Origin of the sequence: Paractinoplanes tereljensis (assembly GCF_016862435.1) — a bacterium.
Classification (GTDB): Bacteria; Actinomycetota; Actinomycetes; order Mycobacteriales; family Micromonosporaceae; genus Actinoplanes; species Actinoplanes tereljensis.
In genome coordinates, this window is the sequence record NZ_BOMY01000023.1 from 84,511 (window position 1) to 99,502 (window position 14,992).

At 70.7% G+C, this 14,992-nt stretch carries 9 protein-coding genes; 4 read left to right on the plus strand and 5 right to left on the minus strand.

Annotated elements, in window-relative coordinates:
- Window positions 1-41: 41 nt before the first annotated feature.
- On the minus strand, window positions 42-743 hold the full coding sequence (gene deoC, locus Ate02nite_RS18215) for a deoxyribose-phosphate aldolase (protein ID WP_203807019.1): 702 nt from the start codon (window positions 741-743) through the stop codon (window positions 42-44).
- Window positions 744-801: 58 nt separating this feature from the next.
- Here deoC and Ate02nite_RS18220 point away from each other — a divergent pair, with 58 nt between their 5' ends.
- Complete coding sequence (locus Ate02nite_RS18220) at window positions 802-1,503, plus strand: GntR family transcriptional regulator (protein WP_203807021.1); 702 nt, start codon at window positions 802-804, stop codon at window positions 1,501-1,503.
- Between the two features lie 93 nt (window positions 1,504-1,596).
- Window positions 1,597-3,783: a M4 family metallopeptidase gene (locus Ate02nite_RS18225; protein WP_239147501.1), complete on the plus strand. Its 2,187-nt coding sequence runs from the start codon at window positions 1,597-1,599 to the stop codon at window positions 3,781-3,783.
- A 520-nt stretch (window positions 3,784-4,303) separates the two neighbouring features.
- On the opposite strand, the gene Ate02nite_RS18230 is transcribed toward Ate02nite_RS18225, so the two are convergent.
- Window positions 4,304-5,497: an MFS transporter gene (locus Ate02nite_RS18230; protein WP_203807026.1), complete on the minus strand. Its 1,194-nt coding sequence runs from the start codon at window positions 5,495-5,497 to the stop codon at window positions 4,304-4,306.
- Between the two features lie 185 nt (window positions 5,498-5,682).
- Here Ate02nite_RS18230 and Ate02nite_RS18235 point away from each other — a divergent pair, with 185 nt between their 5' ends.
- Window positions 5,683-11,085 (plus strand): ATP-binding protein, encoded by a 5,403-nt coding sequence (locus tag Ate02nite_RS18235; protein WP_438871220.1) that lies wholly within the window; start codon window positions 5,683-5,685, stop codon window positions 11,083-11,085.
- A gap of 276 nt (window positions 11,086-11,361) precedes the next feature.
- Here Ate02nite_RS18235 and Ate02nite_RS18240 read toward each other — a convergent pair whose 3' ends face one another.
- Window positions 11,362-11,706, minus strand: coding sequence for a winged helix-turn-helix transcriptional regulator (locus Ate02nite_RS18240; protein ID WP_239147502.1), 345 nt, complete (start codon window positions 11,704-11,706; stop codon window positions 11,362-11,364).
- Between the two features lie 55 nt (window positions 11,707-11,761).
- On the opposite strand from Ate02nite_RS18240, the gene Ate02nite_RS18245 reads away from it, so the two are divergent.
- Window positions 11,762-12,670, plus strand: coding sequence for an NAD(P)-dependent oxidoreductase (locus Ate02nite_RS18245; RefSeq protein ID WP_203807032.1), 909 nt, complete (start codon window positions 11,762-11,764; stop codon window positions 12,668-12,670).
- Between the two features lie 505 nt (window positions 12,671-13,175).
- On the opposite strand, the gene Ate02nite_RS18250 is transcribed toward Ate02nite_RS18245, so the two are convergent.
- Both Ate02nite_RS18250 and Ate02nite_RS18255 read right to left on the minus strand, forming a co-directional pair.
- Window positions 13,176-13,940: an SDR family NAD(P)-dependent oxidoreductase gene (locus Ate02nite_RS18250; protein WP_203807034.1), complete on the minus strand. Its 765-nt coding sequence runs from the start codon at window positions 13,938-13,940 to the stop codon at window positions 13,176-13,178.
- Between the two features lie 68 nt (window positions 13,941-14,008).
- Window positions 14,009-14,947, minus strand: coding sequence for a PrsW family intramembrane metalloprotease (locus Ate02nite_RS18255; protein WP_239147503.1), 939 nt, complete (start codon window positions 14,945-14,947; stop codon window positions 14,009-14,011).
- Between the last annotated feature and the right edge of the window lie 45 nt (window positions 14,948-14,992).

Sequence of the window (14,992 nt, forward strand, 5' to 3'; positions counted from 1 at the left end):
GGCAGCGGCGCCGGGGAACGCGGCGGGCCGGGCCTGTCCCGCTAGGCGGCCCTGAGGTGGGCGAGCTCGATCCGGGTCCGGCGGGCAAGATCCTCCAGGATCGCCTCGGTCGCGGACGAGCCGAACCGGGTGACGCCGACCGCCGCCATCGCCACCAGCTGGTCCAGCGAGCGCACCCCGCCGGACGCCTTGACCCGCACCTTGGCCGACACCGCCGACCGCATCAGCGCGAGGTCGTCGATGGTCGCGCCGGTCGGCGCGAAGCCGGTCGACGACTTCACGAACGCCGCGCCGGCCCGCTCGGCGGCCCAGCAGGCGGCCAGCTTCTGCTCGTTGGTCAGGTAGGCGTTCTCCAGGATCACCTTGACCGGCGCGCCCTTCGCCGCCTCGATCACCGCGACGATCTCCCGCTCCACCGCGTCGATGTGCCCGGAGCGCAGCCAGCCGACGTTGAGCACCATGTCGATCTCGGTGGCGCCCTGGTAGATGGCCAGCTCGGTCTCGGCCACCTTGATCGCGGTGTGGGTGTCACCGTGCGGGAAGCCGATCACCGTGCCGACCTCGACGCTGCTGGCGCGCAGCAACTGCACCGCGAGCGGCACGTCGCACGGCCGCACGCAGACCGACGCGACCTCGTACTTCGCGGCGATCGCGCAGCCCTTGCGGACGTCTTCGGCGGTGAACTCCGGCCGGAGGATGGAGTGATCGATCATCTTTGCGATCTGCGCCACGGTGAAGTCCATGGGACCGCACGGTAGCTGTCTATACAGGCAACTGTCTAGACAGGTTAGGGTGTGATCCATGCCCGAGCCGCACTACTTCCGCATCGAGCAGGCGCTGCGAGCCCGGATCGCCCGGTCCCGTCCGCACGACCCGCTGCCCTCCGAGCCCGAACTGGCCCGCGAGCACGGCGTCAGCCGGATGACCGCCCGCGCCGCGGTCACCCAGCTGGTCAACGACGGCCTGGTCTACCGGGCGCCCGGCCGGGGCACGTTCGTGGCGATGCCGACCGGCCCGCGCCGGGCCGACAACCTGGTCCGGCTCAGCGAGGAGATCCGCAAGCAGGGCCGCCGGCCGTCGTCCCGGGTGGTTCTCGCGCATCTGCGCCCGCCGACGAAACAGGAGGCGACTCGCCTGCGCCTGCGGCGCGGCGACGTGGTGGCCATCCATCGGGTGCGTCTGGCCGATTCCGAGCCGATCGCGTACGAACGAGCGCTGTACCCAGGAACGATGTCCGCCCTGCTGAAGGCGGATCTAGCCGGTTCCGTGCACGAGGCGCTGGCCGAGCTCGGGCGGGTGCCCACACGCGGGACCGCCACCCTGACCGCACAGCAGGCCACCGCCGAGGACGCCCGCGAACTGCTCGTGCCGGAGGGCTCGGCCCTTCTGGTCGAGGAACGGCTGATCCTCGACGACCGGGATGTGCCCTTGGAGCTGAGCGAGTCCCGCTACCCCGGCAACCGGTACCGGCTCGACGTGGCGTTCGGTGTAGAGCCGCTCTGAGAATATGTAAACAAGACTGTTACATCGACAACTGTCTCCACATAGAAGGATCTACATCAATTGATGTGTTTCCTGATTCGTGGGAGGAAGCTGTTGAGAACCGCAATCGCGCTGGCCGCCACCATCGCGCTGGCTGCTGGAGGGGTGACGACGACCGCGGACCGCGCGTCGGCCGCCCCGGTCACGCCCAGTCCGATCGCCGAGGCCGGTACCGCGGCCGTCAAGGGATCGGCCAAGGACGCCTACCAGGTGTACAGCCGCAACGGTGAAGCCGTCCGTTATACCCGCACGTACGACGGGCTCCGCGTTTACGGCGGCGACCTGATCGTCCGCCTCAAGAACGGCAAGGTGACCGGAACGTCGGTCGGCCTCAAGGCGCCGCTGGCCCTCACCACCAAGCCGTCGGTGACCGCCACGGCCGCCCGCTCGGCCGCCGGAAAAGCCTTCATCGGCACGGCCCTGGAAACCGGAAAGCCCGAACTGTTCGTCGACGCGAGCAGCGGCACCGGCAAACTGGCCTGGGAAACCGTGGTGAAGGGCTGGCTGCCGGACGGACAGACCCCGTCCCGCCTGCACGTCATCGTCGACGCGGTTTCCGGCGCTACGGTCGGCTCGTTCGACGAGATCGAAAGCGTGACCGGCACCGGCAACAGCATCTACTCCGGACCGGTCGCCGTCGACACGACGGCCGGCGCCACCAACTTCAGCCTCACCGACCCGGTGCGCGGCGGCGGCTACACCTGCGACATGGGCAACCGCACCAGCGGAACCTGCGCGGTCTTCACCGACGACGACAACACCTGGGGCACCGGCACCAACGCCGACCGGGCCTCCGCCGCCATTGACGCCCACTTCGGCGCGGCCACCACGTTCGACTACTTCACGAACGTGCACGGCCGCAACGGCATCTTCGGCAACGGCACCGGCGTACCGTCGCGGGTCCACTACGGCAGCGCCTACGTCAACGCGTTCTGGGACGGCGCGCAGATGACCTACGGCGACGGCTCCGGCAACGCGAAGCCCCTGGTCGCGCTGGACGTGGCCGGCCACGAGATGTCGCACGGCGTCACCGAGAACGTGGTGCCGGGCGGCCTGACCTACGCCGGCGAGCCGGGCGGCCTGAACGAGGCCACGAGCGACATCTTCGGCAGCATGGTCGAGTTCTACGCGAACAGCACCACCGACCCGGGTGACTACGACATCGGCGAGAAGATCGACATCCGGGGTACCGGCGCCCCGCTGCGCTACATGTACAACCCGACCCTCGACGGCTCCTCGCACGGTTGCTGGTCGACCACCACCAAGAACGTCGACGTGCACTATTCGTCCGGCGTGGCCAACCACTTCTTCTTCGACCTGGCCGAGGGTTCCGGCGCCACCGCGTACGGCACCTCGCCGCTGTGCGGCTCGGCCGCTCCGGTGACCGGCATCGGCCGCGACAAGGCCGCGGCGATCTGGTTCCGGGCCTTGGACAACTACTTCATTTCCAGTACGACCTACGCACAGGCCCGTGCCTACACCCTGTCGGCAGCCACCGATCTGTACGGCTTCTGCGGCACCGAGTACAAGGCAGTGCAGGCGTCGTGGACCGCGGTGAACGTGGCCGGCGACGACTTCTGCTCGGCCGGCAACGACTTCACGCTCGCCCTGAGCTCGGCGTCGCTGGCCCTGGACCCGGGCACGTCCGGCACGATCGCGGTGACCACCACGGCGATCAACGGCGACCCCGAGGCGATCACCTTCTCGACCGGCGCAACCCCGGCCGGCGTGACGCTGTCGTTCGACCCGCCGGTGGTGACGGCCGGCGAGCCGACCACGATTACGGTGACGGCGGCCGAGGGTACGTCCCGCTCCAGCGCCCCGATCACCATCGTCGCCACCGCCGAGTCGGTAACCCGAGCGGCGGCCCTGACGGTAAGCGTGAACAGCGCGGCGGGTTGCACCGCCACGAACGACACGGACGTGGCCATCCCCGACAACACCACGGTGACCAGCACCCTGACCCTGTCCGACTGCCCGACGGTGACCCCGTCGACAACCAGCGCGGTTGAGGTGCACATCGTCCACACCTACATCGGCGACCTGGTGGTTACCCTCCTGGCCCCGGACGGCACGGCCTACGTGCTGCACAACCGGGCAGGCGGAAGCACCGACAACATCAACCAGACCTACGCGGTCAACCTCTCCACCGAGCCCCCGAACGGCACCTGGACCCTGCGAGTCCAGGACGCCGCCAGCGCCGACATCGGCAAGATCGACAGCTGGTCCCTCTCCCTCTAACACCGCATGAGGCGGCCGCCCCTTCCACCCAAGGGGCGGCCGCACCCCACCCTCCCCAAGCCTCAGCCGCCGCAGGCGACAGGCCCACCCGGCCCCCGTTGCCCGGAGCCCTACCTACGCGGAGTTCCCACCCGCCCCGCCCAGCTCCAGCCCGCGTTCCAGCTCCGGCCCGGATTTCGACAGTCCGGCGCCACTCCCCGCCCGCGCCCGTCCGCGCCGCGGCATCAGCGGGCGCAGCCCGACTTATCCGAAAATCACCTGCCAGCCATGCCTCGTTGGGCATGCCCGTGCCGCCGCGGCCGATCTTGCGGATCTGCTGTTAGCTCCTGACAGCAGATCCGCACTCTTGCGGCAGACCGCGCGGACACGACGGGCCTGGCGGGCGCGGGCGCCCAGCGGCAACATCACTCTGCGCCAGGCCACAACCGGCGGCCGCGCGCGGCCGACCGACGCGAGCAGCACTCAGCGCCAGGCCACAGGGAGCCCGAACGCCCGGCCGTGCAAGGACGAGTGGGGGTGGTCAGAGGGGGGCGGGGGCTGGGGTTGGGGGTGTGGTCAGGCGGCGCAGGGAGCGCACCACCGGGATCGTCGCCAGTAGGCCTAGGACCGGGATCAGGAAGGCTATGCGCAGGCCGATCGGCTCGGACAAGGCGCCCAGCAGGACCGCTCCTACCAACGCGCCGCCGTAGTTGAACAGGTTCACCCGGGCGATTACCTCGTCGCTGTGGCCGGGGGCGGCCTCGCCGGCCGCGCTGAAGGCCAGCGGGACCAGGACGCCTACGCCGATGCCGGTCAGGGCGAAACCGGCGATGGCCGCGGGGATCGACGGCAGGGCCACCACCGCGGCGCAGCCGACCGCGCAGATCAGCAGGCAACCCGTGGCCGCGGGGATGCGGCCGATGCGGGGCACCACGTGGTCGCCGGCCAGCCGGGCCAGCAGGACCGCGGCCTGGTAGGCGGCGTAACCCAGCGGGACCACGGCGGCCGTTGCCTTCAGGGAGTCGTCCAGGTAGACCGAGCTCCACGTGCTCACCGCCGAGTCGGCCAGGAACGCCGTGAAGATGAACGCGCCGCACACCCAGACCACGTGCCGCGTACCGTCATGGCGTTTGTCGCCGACCAACTCTGGCATCGCCGTACGCCCGGGTTCGAAGGAATTGAATCCTCCGGCCACCACCAGCGCGGCGACCAACGCGGCGGCACCGACCGCCAGGGCGGCGCCTCCGCCGGAGGCGGCGAAGCCGGACATCAGCAGGGCCGCGAGAATCGCGGCCGCCGTATAGGCGGCGAACAGCCGGCTCATCACGCTGCGGCCGATCCGGGCCTGGACCAGAACACCCTGCATGCTCAGGCTGGCGTCGACGGCGCCGAGTCCGATGCCGTACGCGATGAGGATCGCGGTGAACAGCGCGGTCGGGGTGTGGAACGTGGTCAGTCCCAGGCCCAGTGCTACCGCCAGCAGGCCGCCGCTCAGCGCGAAGCGGCTCCCCCAGCGGGCCGCCACCTTGTCGGCGATGACCGAGCCGCCGGCCGCGGCCACGCAGACCAGCAGCAGGATGATCGATACGAACCCGTCGTCGATACCCTGGCGGTCCTTGAAGGTCGGTAGCGCCGTAACCACCGCTGCGTAACCAAATCCCTGCGCGGCGTAACCGGCGCCGATCCACGTGACGCGCCGAGCGGCGGACGTATGCGAGGAATCCTCATGCGGCATCAGCGCATCATCGTCGGCGCCGTCCGTTTGGGAAAGACCTCGCGGGCATAAGTTACCGGTACGTACCGATCGGGATTCAAGTTCGGCGGCGGTGGGCGGTTAGGCTCCTGGCAAAGATTCTTGCGAGGCAGGGGCTCGAACCGGTGTTCAGACGTATCGCCATCGTCAATCGTGGTGAGGCCGCCATGCGGCTCATCCACGCCGTCCGTGAGCTGGCCGCGGAGACCGGGACACCGATCGAGACCGTCGCCTTCTTCACCGATGTCGACCGCACCGCCACCTTCGTGCGCGAGGCCGACCTCACCTACGACCTGGGCGCCGCCGCGTCCCGGCCCTACCTCGACCTCAAGACGCTCGAGCGCGCCCTCATCGACTCCGGGGCCGACGCGGCCTGGGTCGGCTGGGGCTTCGTGGCCGAGGACCCGGCCTTCGCCGAGCTGTGCGAGCGGGTCGGCGTCACGTTCATCGGCCCCAGCGCGGAAGCCATGCGCAAGCTCGGCGACAAGATCGGCTCGAAGCTGATCGCCGAGGAGGTCGGCGTGCCGATCGCGCCGTGGAGCCGCGGCCCGGTGGAGACCCTCGAGGCCGCCCTCACCGCCGCCTCGAACATCGGCTATCCGCTGATGCTCAAGGCCACCGCCGGTGGCGGCGGGCGCGGCATCCGGGTGGTGCGCGACCCGTCGGCCCTGGAAGACGCCTACGAGCGCACCAGCCAGGAAGCCGCCCGCGCGTTCGGCAGCGGCATCGTGTTCCTGGAGCGCCTGGTCACCGGCGCCCGGCACGTCGAGGTGCAGGTCATCGCGGACGGCCAGGGCACCGCGTGGGCGCTCGGCGTGCGCGACTGCTCGGTGCAGCGGCGCAACCAGAAGGTCATCGAGGAGTCGGCGTCGCCGGTGCTGCCGCCGGCCCGGGTCACCGAGCTCAAGGAATCGGCCGAGCGGCTCGCCGTCGCGGTCGGCTACCGCGGTGCCGCCACCGTCGAGTTCCTTTACCACCCCGGCGACGACTTGCTGGCGTTCCTCGAGGTCAACACCCGGCTGCAGGTCGAGCACCCGATCACCGAGTCGACCACCGGCTTCGACCTGGTCAAGGCCCAGCTGCACGTCGCCTCGGGCGGCCGGCTGGAGGGCACCCCGCCGGTCGAGCGCGGCCACGCCATCGAGGCCCGGCTCAACGCGGAAGACCCGGACCGCGACTTCGCCCCCTCCCCCGGCCGCATCGCCTACCTCGACCTGCCGGCCGGCCCGGGCATCCGGGTCGACACCGGGGTCAGCGAGGGCGACTCGATCCCCGGTGACTTCGACTCGATGATCGCCAAGATCATCGCGTACGGCAAAGACCGCGACGAGGCGCTGGGCCGGCTGCGCCGGGCCATGGCCGACACCATCGTGATCATCGAGGGCGGCGTCACCAACAAGAGCTTCGTGCTCGACCTGCTCGACCAGCCCGAGGTGATCGACGGCAGCGCCGACACCGGCTGGATCGACCGGGTCCGCGAGCAAGGGCGCCTGGTCTCGCACCGGCACAGCGCGGTCGCGCTGGCCGCCGCCGCCATCGAGGCTTACGAGGAGGAGGAGATCGCCGAGCGTCAGCGGTTGCTCTCCACCGCGTTCGGCGGCCGCCCCCAGGTGCAGCACCACAGCGGCACCCCGCTCGACCTGAAGCTGCGCGGCGCCACCTACAAGGTGCGGGTCGCCCGGGTCGGCGCCCACCGGTTCCGGGTCGGCGTGGAGGCCGGCGACGACGTGCGCACCGCCGACGTCGAGCTGGAGCGCTACGACAAGCACGCCGGCCGGATCACCGTCAACGGCGAGCGGCACCGGCTGCTCACCGGCAGCCACGGCGTGATCCACCTGGTCGAGGTCGACGGCGTCACCCACCGGATCAGCCGGGACGAGGGTGGCGTGCTGCGCTCCCCGATGCCGGCCCTGGTCGTGGCCACCCCGCTGCAGGCCGGCGCCGAGGTCGAGGCGGGCGCGCCGGTGCTGGTGCTGGAAGCCATGAAGATGGAGGCCGTGCTCCGGTCGCCGTTCAAGGCACGCGTCAAGGAAGTGCTGGTCACCGTCGGCAGCAAGGTGGAATCCGGGGCGGCTCTGCTGCGCCTGGAACCCATCGGCGACGGGTCGGCGGCGGCCGAAGCCACCGTCAGCGCGGTTGAGATCGACCTGCCCACCGAAAGCACCGAGGTGTCCGTCCGGGTGCGCCAGGAAGACCTGCGCAGCCTGCTGCTCGGCTTCGACGCCGACCCGCACGACAACCGCCGGGTCCTGGCCGACTACCTGACCGCCCGCCGCGCCGCCGCCGAGGAGGGCCGCCGGCCGCTCGCCGGCGAGGTCGATCTGATCGAGGTCTTCGCCGACCTGGCCGAGCTCAGCCGCAACCGGCCGGCCGGCGAGGAGGGCGGCAAGGACACCCACGTGCACAGCGCGCGGGAGTACTTCCACACCTACCTGCAGAGCCTCGACGTCGAACGAGCCGGGCTGCCCGAGTCGTTCCAGGCCAAGCTGAAGAAGTCGCTCGGCCACTACGGCGTCACCGACGTCGAGCGCACGCCCGCGCTCGAGGCCGCCGTCTTCCGCATCTTCCTGGCCCAGCAGCGGGCGGCCGCCGACGCCACCCTGATCGCGACCCTGCTGCGGTCCTGGCTGGGCGAGCCGCCGCCGGACGAGACGCTCCGCGAGCCCACCGGTCTCGCCCTGGAACGCCTGGTCGCGGCGACCCAGGTCCGCTTTCCGGCGGTCGCCGACCTGGCCCGCGGCGTGGTGTTCGCCTGGTTCGGGCAGCCGCTGCTGCGCCGCAACCGGGCGCTCGTCTATGCCGGCGTCCGCCAGCACCTGCGCTACCTCGACGCCAACCCGCAGTCGCCGGACCGCGCCGAGCGCATCGCCGAGATGGTGCGCAGCACCGAACCCCTCGTGCGGCTCCTCGGGCAGCGCCTGATGCGCGACAACCTCGACAACTCGGTGATGCTGGAGGTGCTGACCCGCCGCTACTACGGCAACAAGGGCCTCACCGGCGTAAGCACCGTGGACGCCGACGGCTGCTCGTTCCTGGTCGCCGAGAAGGCCGGGGCGAAGCTGGTCTCGGCCGCCGAGAAGTTCGACAAGCTCGGCAGCGTGCTCGACGGGCTGGCCACCCTGGCCGGCGGCGACCTGGCCATCGACGCCGACATCTACCTGTCCTGGGAGGGGCAGCCGACCTCCTCCGACGCGATGGCCGGCGAGCTGCACGAGATCATCTGCCGGCACCCGCTGCCCGACCGGATCCGCCGGGTCACCGTCGCGGTCGCCGGCCGGGGCGGCGCCGTCGTGCACAACCACTTCACGTTCCGCCCGGCCACCACCGGGATGATGGAGGAACGGCTGATCCGGGGCCTGCACCCGTACATCGCGCAGCGCATGCAGATGGAACGCCTGCGCAAGTTCGACCTCACCCGGGTGCCCTCCTCGGACGAGGAGATCTACCTGTTCCGGGCGGTAGCCCGGGAAAACCCGGCCGATGACCGCCTGGTGGCGTTCGCCCAGGTGCGCGACCTGACCGAGCTGCGCGAGCACGACGGCCGGCTGGTCGCCCTGCCGACCGCCGAGGACACCATCGCCACCTGCCTCGACTCGCTGCGCCGGGCGCAGCAGCAGCGGCCCAGCGACAAGCGGTTCAACACCAACCGGATCGTCGTCTACGTGTGGCCACCGTTCGCGGTCACCCGCGACGAGATCGAGACGATCGCCCGCCGGGTCACTCCGACCGCGGTCGGGGCCGGCCTCGAGGAGATCCTGTTCATCGCCCGGCAGAACCGGGACGGCCGCTTGCAGAAGGTCGCGGTACGCATCGCGCTGGACGCGACCGGCGAGACCGCGCTGACCATCGGCGAGCCGTCCACCGACCCGGTCGAGCCGCTCGACGGCTACCGGCAGAAGGTCCTAAGAGCCGCAACCCGCAACACCGTTTACCCGTACGAATTGACGGGTCTGCTTGGCGATTTTGTCGAGTACGACCTGGTCGGCACCGCGCTGACGCCGGTCGAGAGGCCGAAGGGCAAGAACACCGCGGCGCTGGTCGCCGGCGTGGTCACCACGACCACCCCGCTCTATCCCGAGGGCGTCACCCGGGTGGTGCTGCTCGGCGACCCGACCAAGTCGCTGGGCGCGCTGTCCGAGCCCGAATGCCGCCGGGTCATCGCCGCCCTCGACCTGGCCACCGAGCTGCGGGTGCCGCTGGAGTGGTACGCGTTGTCCTCCGGCGCCCGGATCTCGATGGAGTCCGGCACCGAGAACATGGACTGGGTCGCCGAGGCGCTCAAGCGGATCGTCGAGTTCACCCAGGCCGGCGGCGAGATCAACATCGTCGTCGCGGGCATCAACGTCGGCGCCCAGCCGTACTGGAACGCCGAAGCCACCATGCTCATGCACACCAAGGGCATCCTGGTCATGACGCCCGACTCGGCCATGGTGCTGACCGGCAAGCAGGCCCTGGACTTCTCCGGCGGCGTGTCGGCCGAGGACAACTTCGGCATCGGCGGTTACGACCGGGTGATGGGCCCCAACGGCCAGGCCCAATATTGGGCACCGAACCTGACCGCGGCCCGCGACGTGCTGATGTCGCACTACGACCACACGTACATCGCCCCCGGCGAGAGCGGCCCGCGCCGCGCGGTCACCACCGACCCGGTCGACCGCGACGTCTCCAGCTTCCCGCACCAGATCGACGGCAGCGACTTCACCACGGTCGGCGAGATCTTCTCCTCGGCCGCCAACCCCGACCGCAAGAAGCCGTTCGACATCCGTACGGTCATGCGCGCGGTGTCCGACCAGGATCACCCGGTCCTGGAGCGCTGGGCCGGCATGGCCGACGCCGAGACCGCGGTGGTCCAGGACGTCCACCTCGGTGGCGTGCCGGTCTGCCTGCTCGGCATCGAGTCGCGTTCGGTGCCCAGGCGCGGTTTCCCACCCACCGACGGCCCCGACACCTACACGGCCGGCACGCTGTTCCCCCGCTCGTCGAAGAAGGCGGCCCGCGCGATCAACGCGGCCAGCGACAACCGCCCCCTGGTGGTCCTGGCCAACCTGTCCGGTTTCGACGGCTCCCCCGAGTCGATGCGAAAGATCCAGCTGGAGTACGGCGCGGAAATCGGCCGAGCCATCGTCAACTTCAACGGCCCGATCGTCTTCTGCGTGATCTCCCGCTACCACGGCGGCGCGTTCGTGGTCTTCTCCAAGCGCCTCAACCCGAACATGACGGTCCTGGCCATCGAGGGCTCGTTCGCCTCGGTGCTGGGCGGCGCCCCCGCGGCCGCCGCGGTCTTCGCCGGCGACATCAACGCCCGCACGGCCGCCGACCCCCGGGTCCGCGCGGCCGAGGCCCGGGTGGGCGCGGCCTCCGGCCGCGAGAAGGGCGCGTTGTCCGCCGAGCTGGACGAGCTGCGAGGTTCGGTACGGGCGGAGAAGCTGAACGAGGTGGCCGCGGAGTTCGACCGCATCCACTCGATCCAGCGCGCCGTGCAGGTCGGCTCGGTGGACGCCGTGATCAAGGCGTCCGAACTGCGCCCCCGCATCATCGAGGCCATCGACACCCACCTACGCAAGCGCTGAGCAATCCGCTCCGATCATCCCGCCGCCCGGCCGGGTGATCCGAGCGAATCACGCGCGGCTGCGGCTGCGGCTGCGGCTGCGGCTGCGGCTGCGGCTGCGGCTGCGGCTGAAACTCTCAGATCTTGTGGATCTGCTGTCGTATGGATGCGGGAACTCCACAACGTCGCCGTGTGTCGCGCTGTCGGCGGGAGATATATGCGGCATGTCGCATTTCCGGGTCAGGATATGGGAGCACCGGCCATTGGGTGGGACGAGGGCCGCGCTGAACGCGAGCCGCTAGGCGTTGGCGCGGCGGGCGGCCAGGAGCTCCGGCATGTGGCGGTCGCTCCAGGAACGGGCCGCGTCGATCAGTTCCATCAGGCTGGCGCCCAGGGCGGTGAGCTCGTATTCGACGTGCGGTGGGTTCGCCGGGAACTCGCGGCGGAGCACCAGGCCGTCGCGCTGCATGGCGCGCAGCGTCTCGGTCAGCACCTTCGGGGTGACGCCGGCGAGGGTGTCGCGCAGGTCGGTGAAGCGGCGCGGGCCGTCGACCAGCAGCACCACGATCATGCCGGTCCACTTGCCGCCGACCTGGAACGGGAACACCGCCGACGGGCAGGCGGGATCGATGCGGTCCACCACGTAGGCTCCCGGTTTCGTTGAAGTGACCGGCACCCCCGACGTTACCGTCCCGGCCATGACCACCTCCATCGCCGTCTTCGGCGCCGGCGGCCGCGCCGGCCGGCACATCGTCGCCGAGGCCACCGCCCGCGGCCACCGAGTAGTCGCCGTAGTGCGCGACCCGACCCGCCACCCTGGCTTGACCGCACGGAACGTCGCGGTCGTCCCCGGCGACACCCACGACGCGGCCCACCACCCCGGACTGACCGCACCGGATCCCTCGGGCGTCCCTGGCGACAGCCACGACCCGGCCCACCACCCTAGACCGACTGCACCGGGTCCCTCGGGCGTCCCTGGCGACAGCCACGACCCGGCCCACCACCCTAGACCGACTGCACCGGGTCCCTCGGGCGTCCGAGGCGACACCCGCGACCCGGCCCGCCAATCCGGCCTGGGCGCATCGAACGTCTCGGTCGTCGCCGGTGACGCGCGCGACCCGGCGTCCGTGGCCGACGCTGCGGCGGGTTGTGCGGCCGTGGTCAGCGCGGTCACGCCGTTCAGCGCGCCGCCGGCGTCCTTCGACGGGTTCGACACCGGCTGGTATGCCCAGGTGGCCGACGCCCTGCTGGCCGCGAAGCCGGCGCGGCTGATCGTGGTCGGCCTGTTCGCGACACTGCGCACGCGCCCGGACGGACCGCGCGTGCTGGACGATCCGGCGCTGTTTCCGGTGGCGCTGCGTCCCTTCGCCCTGGCCCACGCGGCCGGGCTGCAGCGGTTGGCGGAGAGCGACGCCGACTGGCTGCTGCTGGCCCCGCCGCCGGGCCTCTCCACCGAGGCGTCGCCCACCGGCACCTACCGCCTGGGCGACGACACGGCCGAAGAGCAGAGCTCGCCTCTGGCCTATGCCGATCTGGCTCGCGCCGTCATCGACCAGATCGAACGCCCAACGAGGCGCCGCCAGCAGGTCGCAATCCACGCCGCATGACAGCCGGACGGCCGCGGCGGCGGGCTACAGGCGCGCCGGCAGGCCCGGCGCCGCAGCAGCAGGCCCAGGCCGCGGCGGCGGGCTCCACCGGCACGGTGGGCGCCGCGCCGCCCTGCGGACCGTAGCGTCATCAATTATCGCTCTGGTGGCACCACCCACGGGTCTCGGAACTCGTCGCGGGCGGCCAACTGCTCCATCACCTCGGCGTACTGCTCGTGGGTGATGTCGCCGGCCGCCAGCTGTGCGGCCAGCACGCCTTCCGTGCTGGCCGTTGGCGAGTCTGGTGGTGGTTTTACCTCAGCGCGCCATGGGCGTGCCGCCGCGGGCTCCGCGCCGATGTGCGGCCACACCGACACCGCGCAGAAGGACAAAACAAGCACTGCGAAACCAAGGAGAAAGACCATCCCCCGTCACCTCCTGGCCCCCATCTTGCCAGGTTAGAACATATGATCGAAACCCTTGGGGCAGTCGGATTTGTGTCAATAAAGGTCAGTCCAATAGACGATCAGAAGCCTAGGTTGAACCCGCCGGAGACCTCGATGTCCTGGGCGGTGATCCAGCGGCCGTCGGTGCCGACCAGGGCTGCGATCGCCACGCCGACGTCCTCCGGCTCGCCCAGGCGGCCCAGCGCGGTTTTGGCTACCAGGCCGGGGATCACCTCGGGGTAGCGGGCGAAGGCGTCGCCGGCGATCCGGGTGCGGGTGGAGCCGGGCGAGATCGAGTTGACCCGGATGCCGCGCGGGCTGAGCTCCTTGGCCAGGTAGCGGCTGAGGGTGACCAGGCCGGCCTTCATCGTGCCGTAGGCGGAGTAGCCGGGGGTCAGGCCGGACCAGGACGCCGAGCCGCTGGCCACGTTGACGATGGCACCGCCGTCGGCGAGCAGCGGCAACAGCGTCTGGGTCAGGAAGTACGGACCCTTGAGCAGCACCCGGGAGAGCCGGTCGAAGTCGTCCTCGGTGGTGTCGGCGAACATCGCCATGTGCCCGAACCCGGCGTTGTTGACCAGGTGATCGAAGGTGGTCCGCTGCCAGGTCTCGCGCAACGCCAGCGCCACTGCGTCGCGGAAGGCCGGGAAGGTCGACGTAAGCCCCACATCCAGCGGCAACGCGACCGCCGTCCCGCCGGAACCAGCGATGGTCGCGACGGTGTCCCGCGCGCCGGCCTCGTTGCCGGAATAGGTGAGGATCACCCCGGCTCCACGGGAGGCGATCTCGATGGCGGCACTTTGCCCGATACCGGAGCTGGCCCCGGTCACGATAGCGATTGTCATGACTCAACAAAAGCATCGTGACCAGGGCCAACGTTAGATCGATACGCGCAGACTCTTGCCTGATCCTCTCAGAGCGCGAGGCGGGCTAGTTCGTCGCGGGCGAAGCGCACGCGGTCGGTCTCGGAGCCGGCTGAGGCGGCGATCTGGTCGGCCAGGTCGTGGGCCGCTTCGAGGCGGTGGTGCCGGGCCCGGCGTTGGGCCCGCCCGCGTGCGGACTTGCGGTACGCCCGGCGCTGCTTCCAGCCGCCGGACAGCGCGTCCAGCTCCTCGGCGGTGATGACACCGCTGTCGGCCTCGGGGGCCATCACGGCCCGCATGGCCGCGCGTTCCGGCTGGACGGTGTGGTGGAACAGCCAGATCACCACGGCCAGGCCGAGCACGATCTCGCCGATGATGAGCAGCAGGATCACCGGGCCGTGGCCGCCGCTGAGGCCGACGTTGGCGTGCCACGCCCCGTGCAGCACCATCGCGGTCAGCACCAGCGCGACACCGAAGCCGGTACGGCGGCGCTGGGCCACCGTGCCGACGAGGTAGACGATGCCGGCGCCGGCGATCGCCGAGTACAGGATGTGCGAGGAGAAGCCGGTCAGCAGCCGCAGGCCGACGGTGCTCAGGCTGGTTCCGAGCTGGTCGCTGCCGAACTGCTCGGACGCCGAGTTCAGCCCGTACGAGATGTCCTCGATGATTTCGAAGCCGAGGCCGGCGAACGCGCCGAGGATGAAGCCGTCGTAGGCGGTCCGGACCACCCGCGGGGCCAGGAACAGCAGCAGGAGTACGCCGGAGCCCTTGCCCAGCTCCTCGAAGAACGGCGCCGCCAGGCCCGCACCCCAGGTCATCTGGAAGGACTGGCCGAACAGCTTCTCGTACAGGGTGAGCAGCGCGGTGTTGCCGGCCAGGGCGATCGCCCAGGCGGCCGCGATGCCGCCCCACGCGAACGCCGCGATCACCAGCTGGAGGGGCTGACGGGCGTAGCGGTCGATGCGGACGGTGAACCACCAGAACAGCATGCCGTAGAGGGCGAAGATGATGGCGCTGGCGGCGAGGGCTGGGGC